The organism is Leptolyngbya sp. FACHB-36 (genome assembly GCF_014695955.1).
Classification (GTDB): domain Bacteria; phylum Cyanobacteriota; class Cyanobacteriia; order Leptolyngbyales; family Leptolyngbyaceae; genus FACHB-36.
This window is the reverse complement of record NZ_JACJPG010000392.1, coordinates 1-6,306: the sequence shown is the minus strand read 5'-3', so window position 1 is coordinate 6,306 and position 6,306 is coordinate 1. Positions and strand designations below refer to the sequence as shown.

General features: G+C 52.1%; 7 protein-coding genes. 4 read left to right on the top strand and 3 right to left on the bottom strand.

Annotated elements, in window-relative coordinates; genetic code table 11:
• On the top strand, positions 1 to 1,206 hold a 1,206-nt coding region (locus H6F43_RS11040; protein ID WP_190342815.1), incomplete at its 5' end, for an Hsp70 family protein.
• A gap of 153 nt (positions 1,207 to 1,359) precedes the next feature.
• Complete coding sequence (locus tag H6F43_RS11035; protein ID WP_190342814.1) at positions 1,360 to 2,343, top strand: J domain-containing protein; 984 nt, start codon at positions 1,360 to 1,362, stop codon at positions 2,341 to 2,343.
• 63 nt (positions 2,344 to 2,406) lie between these two features.
• Here H6F43_RS11035 and H6F43_RS11030 read toward each other — a convergent pair whose 3' ends face one another.
• A complete protein-coding gene (locus H6F43_RS11030; protein ID WP_190342813.1) occupies positions 2,407 to 2,760 on the bottom strand; it encodes a DUF6464 family protein in 354 nt (117 codons plus the stop codon).
• A 413-nt stretch (positions 2,761 to 3,173) separates the two neighbouring features.
• Here H6F43_RS11030 and H6F43_RS11025 point away from each other — a divergent pair, with 413 nt between their 5' ends.
• A complete protein-coding gene (locus H6F43_RS11025) occupies positions 3,174 to 4,220 on the top strand; it encodes a fatty acid desaturase (protein ID WP_190342812.1) in 1,047 nt (348 codons plus the stop codon).
• A gap of 296 nt (positions 4,221 to 4,516) precedes the next feature.
• Here the strand turns inward: H6F43_RS11025 and mraY are convergent, their stop codons facing one another.
• Together mraY and H6F43_RS11015 are read right to left on the bottom strand one after the other, a co-directional pair.
• The gene (gene mraY, locus H6F43_RS11020) at positions 4,517 to 5,611 is read right to left on the bottom strand and encodes a phospho-N-acetylmuramoyl-pentapeptide-transferase (RefSeq protein WP_190342811.1); all 1,095 of its coding nucleotides are present in this window, start codon (positions 5,609 to 5,611) and stop codon (positions 4,517 to 4,519) included.
• 123 nt (positions 5,612 to 5,734) lie between these two features.
• Positions 5,735 to 5,968 carry a DUF3134 family protein gene (locus H6F43_RS11015; protein ID WP_190342816.1) on the bottom strand — a complete coding sequence of 78 codons (234 nt, stop codon included), beginning with the start codon at positions 5,966 to 5,968 and terminating at the stop codon, positions 5,735 to 5,737.
• Between the two features lie 189 nt (positions 5,969 to 6,157).
• On the opposite strand from H6F43_RS11015, the gene H6F43_RS11010 reads away from it, so the two are divergent.
• Positions 6,158 to 6,306 (top strand): PAP/fibrillin family protein (locus H6F43_RS11010; protein ID WP_242025510.1); only part of this gene is annotated, 149 nt, incomplete at its 3' end.

Below are 6,306 nucleotides of genomic sequence, written 5' to 3'. Positions count from 1 at the left end.
CTAGAGACGATCGGCGGCGTAATGAAGCGGCTGATCTCCCGCAACACAACAATTCCGGTTCGCAAATCCGACGTGTTTTCGACGGGAGAAGATAATCAAACGCTGGTCGAGGTCCACGTGCTGCAAGGCGAACGGGAAATGGCAGCCGGCAACAAGTCGTTGGGTCGCTTTAAGCTGACTGGAATTCCGCCCGCGCCCAGAGGCATTCCCCAAATTCAAGTCTCATTCGATATTGATGCAAACGGTATTTTGCAAGTCGCCGCGATGGATCGCACGACCGGACGTGAGCAAAGCATCACGATTCAAGGCGCTTCAACGCTGGGTGAAGAAGAAGTGCGACGAATGATGCGCGACGCCGAAGAGTATGCCGAAACCGATCGTCTCAAGAAAGAAAAAGTCCAAAAGCGCAATGATTCTGAGTCGCTGATTCTAAAAGCAGAACGGCAGATTCGAGAAGCCACGCTAGACTTTGGCATGCAGTTTGTCAGCAGCTATCGATCGCGCATCGAGGCCGCTAGCAACCAACTGCGCGAGGCGCTGACCCAAAACGATGAGCGCGGCATTGATCGCTTCCAGGCAGATTTGCAGGACGCCCTCTACGACTTAAACCGGGAAGTCTTCCAGCGCAACAAAGAAGAAGAGGAAGAAGATAGCCTATTTGGGGCAATCAAGAGCTTCTTCAGCGACGACGATGACGATTACTACGACTACGATCGCCGCAATGAGTACGGCGATAGCGGCTACGGCAGCTATGGCGGTGGCGGACGCGATAATGGCGGTGGTGGGCGCGATAGCTACAGCAACCGTGACTCCTACGACGGACGCAACGATCGTTACAGCAACGATCGCTACGGCACTGGACGCGACTACACCAGCCTTAACGATGCTGGACGCAACGATCGCTACGGCACCGGACGCGACTACACCAGCCTTAACGATGCTGGACGCAACGATCGTTACGGCGATCGTCCCCGCTATGAGGACCCCCCTCGCGATAGCCGCTCCTCCTACCGTGAGGACCGCGAGGACCGCTATGATCGCCCAGCCAGCGATCGTTCAGCCAGTCGTGATCGATTGGATGACCGCTTGGACCGCGACGATCGCCGCTCCCCGCGCCCCCGTCGCGAAACCCGCGAGGGTACCCCGTCGCGGAATCGTCCAAACCTCTACCAAGACAACTGGGATGACGATGATGAATGGCTTTAAGAAGTGATTAGTGATTAATCATTAATTATTGGACAAACTGCCTAGTAACTAATGACCAAGCCACTAACCCGACATCAGTTCTTGGTTGTCAGTCGTTAGCCAAGCCCTCTAACAACTAACAGCTAATAACTCATAACTATTACCCAACCCTCCATGCAAAACTTTCGGAATTACTACGACATTCTAGGAGTCTCAAAAGACGCGACGGCTGATGAGATTAAGAACGCCTTTCGCCGATTAGCGCGGAAGTATCATCCGGATGTCAATCCTGGCGATAAAGATGCCGAGGAGAAGTTTAAAGCGCTCAACGAAGCGAATGAGGTTCTCTCCGACGCAGACAAGCGTGCTCAGTACGACCAGTTTGGTCGGTTCTGGCAGCAGCGAGGGTTCCAAAATGGAGCAGGAGCAGCGGGGCGATCGACTGGGCGCAGTTGGAACGGACGCAGCGATCGTGCGTCCAGCGATACCGTCAATTTTGCAGAGTTTGATAACTTTAACGCTTTCGTAGACCAACTGCTCAATCGTCGTACTGCGCAGTCGGGTAGCTCTACGAGCGGCTCCAGCAGCCGCGAGGCGTTTCGTCCAGGTACGACTAAAACAGCGACGGTATATTCCCGCCCCACGCGTCGTGATGCAGAAGCGCGGTTGACAGTGCCGCTAGAAAAAGCCTACGTGGGTGGGCGCGAACGAATTCGGCTAGAAGACGGACGATCGCTCGAAGTAACCATGCCCAGCGGCATGATCACGGGGCAGCGAATTCGGCTAAAAGGTCAGGGCGTTGCGGGGGGCGATTTGTATTTGAAGATTGAAGTAGACCCGCATCCGTTTTTCAAGCTGGAAGGCACAGATATCCGCTGTCAGTTGCCCATTACCCCTAGCGAGGCTGTTCTGGGCGGGCAGATTGAAGTGCCGACGCTGGATGGACTGGTAAAAATGACCATTCCTCCTGGAGTCGGCACTGGAAAGCGCCTGCGGTTGGCAAACAAAGGCTACCCGAAGGACGGGGACGATCGAGGCGACCAGATTGTTGAGATTCAAATCGTCATTCCCAAAGACCTAACTGACCAAGAGCGGGAACTCTACGAAAAACTGCGGCAGATGGAAACGTTCAATCCTCGCGCCGAACTGCTGGTGTAAGTTCAACTTAATCAGGTTTTGCTGATTGCCAGAACCTGCTGAAGGATAGACGGCTATGGACAATCAGCGGCTCTCGTAATCTCGGCACCCTTGGCAGGGGCCGATCGGATTGACGGCGCAGCAGATCAGTTCCGACTGAGCATTAAAGCGGCAAGTCACATCTCCTAGCACCCAGCGTCCATCCACTAAATTCTTTTCAAGGGGACGCTGTGCTTTCTGGACATAAATTGCAATCCGATGCAGACGGTAGCGTCCTCCTCTGAATTGATACCGATGGTGCCGCTCTAGAACCGTATACGTCTTTCCTTCAAGGTCAAGGTAAGCTCCTGGTTGAGGTGCCCAGTCCAGTTGAACGGTGCCCAGCGATCGCTGTGGATGAGTCAGAATCACCTCTGTCAGCAGAGAAGATGGCTCCATAAATGTATCGTGTAGCTTACGCAGTTATTCGGTGTGGCTTACGCAGTTATTCGATAGTAGCTCACTTCACCCGTTTCCCTGATGGCTTTAGCGTCTATTAACTCTCGACGATCGCTGAAAGCGCTACTCGGCAGGCGATCGCGGACGGTTAAGGCCCCCCAAAGCGCTAACGTTTTTCATCAACTAAAAACTGGTCATGAGTTTTCAACGGCTTTTGGGACGCTGATCTCTGGCATATGATATAAATATCGAAGTTTTATTAAGGGAAACTGCCTCAAGCAGTACGCAAGCAACTCAGTACACAGCTAGTCCAATCAGGCCAGGTAAGCCCTGCTATGGAACTCATCCTCTATCCGTAGCAGGTTTTTGTGTGAGTGGGTTCTGTTTCTACATTTGGAGAGAATTGATCGTTCATGACGCTATCGCCAGTAAGACCCAATGACTTGAGTGGTGCTTCTACAGAAGCCCATCTGCAACTGAAAGACATCCTCAAGACCCTGCCCAAAGAGTGCTTCCAGAAAAATCGACGCAAAGCTTGGTCCGCTGCCCTACTTACAATCCTTATGGTGGGATTAGGATATGCAGGCATCGCGATCGCGCCTTGGTTTCTGCTTCCGATTGCCTGGATCTTTACCGGAACTGCCCTCACAGGAGCATTTGTGGTTGGGCACGACTGTGGGCATCGATCGTTCGCCAAGCGGCGTTGGGTAAACGATTTAGTCGGGCACTTGTTCATGCTGCCGCTGATTTATCCGTTCCACAGCTGGCGGATTCTGCATAACAAGCACCATAGCCACACCAATAAAATGGATGTAGATAATGCGTGGCAGCCCATTAGACCCGATGCCTATGAAGAACTGGGAACGCTAGTCCAACGTGCCCACCAAACGCTACGTGGTCGCTTTTGGTGGCTTGCTTCCGTTATTCATTGGGCAGGACTACACTTCAACTTAGAGGAGTTTGCCTCCAAGGACCGCAACAAGATCAAGCTCTCGATCGCGGTGGTGGTCGGGTTTGCGGCGATCGCCTTTCCGCTCCTGATTGCTACCACCGGGCTAGCAGGCTTTGTCAAATTCTGGCTGATGCCCTGGTTGGTCTACCACTTCTGGATGAGCACGTTTACCCTGGTGCATCACACCGCTCCCGAAATTGGCTTCCAGGAGCCTGCAGAATGGAATCAAGTGAAGGCGCAATTGTCTGGCACGGTGCACTGTGACTACCCTGCGGGGGTAGAGTTGCTCTGCCACCACATTAATGTCCACGTGCCTCACCACCTCTCGACTGCGATTCCCTCCTACAATCTGCGGCTAGCACACAACAGCCTGCGGCAGAACTGGGGCAGCTCTCTGTACGAAACGCGCTTCTCGTGGTCGCTGATGCAGACGATCACCGATCGCTGTCATATCTATCATCCTGAAGAAAACTATCAGTCGTTTCGGGATTTTCACAAGCAGAGCTAATCGCTGATGGACCAATTCGGAATTCGCAATTTGTAATTCGGAATTATCTACGTTTTAGTGCTTTGAGCTGTGGCTGAAATTTAGAGATTGGTATCAGGTATTTGCTGCGCTGAATCAAGCTGAACTTACGCAAACCTCGGAGGTTTTAACCAAAGACTGAACCCTGAACCAAACAGATGCGCTTAAACTTCCGAGGTTTTAGCAAAATAGTAAGTCCTGTCAAAAACTAAACAAAAACTAACTGGGGTGAGGAAGCATTTCCTCACCCCAGTTAGTTTTAGTAGATTTCTGAACGGTTATTGAATCGCCAGCGCCAAGAGGGCTAAGAGTCCACCAATCGTGTAGAAGACAGCCACAATGCGCGTTTCTGCCCAACCAGAAAGCTCTAGGTGGTTGTGGAACGGCGACATTTTGAACAAGCGCTTGCCAATACCATCGGGTCCTTTTGTGGCTTTGTAGTAGCTCACTTGAGCAATAACCGAAAGCGTTTCAACTAAAAACAGACCACTGAGCAGCAGCACAGCAAACAGGGTGTTGGTCAGTAGCCCCACGGCAGCGATCGCTCCACCCAGCGCCAGCGATCCAGTATCGCCCATAAATACCCGCGCCGGATTGCGGTTGTGGGAAAGAAAGCCGAGGCAACTCCCGCTCAGGCAGGCACAAAACAGCATCAAATCTGGATGCGTGGGGGCAATTAAGGCACCTAAGCCCAGCAGCGCGATCGCCGCTGTACCGCCTGCTAAGCCATCCAAGCCATCCGTAAGATTCACCGCATTGCTCTCAGCCACTAGGGCAAATCCTGCCAGCAGCCAGAACAAGGCACCCAGCGGCAGCGACAGACCCAGCGGCAGTGCGATCGTCGTGATGTTAATCGGCTGAGTTGCCATTAGCCATAGACAGAACAGCGCTCCAAAGCCGATTTGTAGCATCAGCTTCAGGCGGGGCGAAATTCCTTTGTTTGATTTGCGCCGGATAATTTGCCAGTCATCCAGCAGTCCGATCGCGCCATACCCCAGCGTTAGAGCAGAAACTGCAACGACCGATGGCGAAAACCCAGACCAAACCAGCGCTACCCCAACGGCAACGGGCAAGAAAAAGACACCGCCCATTGTTGGAGTGCCCGTCTTTTTCAAATGCGTCTGAGGACCATCTTCGCGAATAATCTGTCCAGCTTTTAGCGATCGCAGCAGCGGAACAACCCAAAAACCAAGTCCCGTTGTTGCCAGGGCACAAACCCAGAGGGGCAACGTCAAGGAAAGCTCTTGTCCGAGAGGGCGACCTGCTGCCATATCTGCAACAAATGCCGCAGCGCTTAATCCCAAGGATAGGAGAATTAACAGTAGCGTCCCTGATAGTTGAATTGATCGACTAGAAAATAATTTTGCGTCCACAGGATTCTCGCTTCGCTCCACACACCACACACCAGCAAACGGTCGAAATTCGGAAACGTTAAACAATTCTTATCAATCGCGATTAGCGATTAAGAGGTCGCTAATCGCTCAGATTCCTGAACTCTAGTCCTCTAGATCCAGATCGTCGTCGTCATCATCCAGATCAAAGGAGGCGTCGTCGCTGCCCATGAGGTCAGCAATCTCTTCCTCATTGTCAAGAAAGTCCGATTCTGTCGAGTCCCGTGCCAACAGGCGACCGGAGCTTTCCAACCAGTCCAGAATCGAGGATTCTTGCTTAATTGGAATGACCGCTGCCCGCTGGCTACGAGGTTCTTCGCGAAGAGAGGGATTGTACACCATAAAATGCGTCAGATTGAGTTGTGAGCTAGGTTGGAGACAACCAATATATTCTTTCTATTTAAATCTTATGCAATCTGGAAGCAACATTCATAACCCTACGGAAGAAAACACCCAGAGTGTATCACCATAGAGAAAAATTGCAAGATTTTTTTCATGCGGTCAGGACAGAATTGAACGGAGGGACAAATGATTGGCAAAGCCGCACTGCTAGAAGCGATCGCAGGCACAAATCGAGGGTTACTGGCAACGGACTCGAAAAAACAAGCCATTCTCTCCGCGATCGCTCAGTTGGAAGACCATAACCCCACATCGCGACCTGTAGAAGCCGGGTCGCT

What these genes read in the sequence shown, in the direction of transcription:
- H6F43_RS11035 (WP_190342814.1), top strand. Translation starts at nt 1,360, where the DNA reads ATGCAAAACTTTCGGAATTACTACGACATTCTAGGAGTCTCAAAAGAC.
- H6F43_RS11030 (WP_190342813.1), bottom strand. Translation starts at nt 2,760, where the DNA reads ATGGAGCCATCTTCTCTGCTGACAGAGGTGATTCTGACTCATCCACAG.
- H6F43_RS11025 (WP_190342812.1), top strand. Translation starts at nt 3,174, where the DNA reads ATGACGCTATCGCCAGTAAGACCCAATGACTTGAGTGGTGCTTCTACA.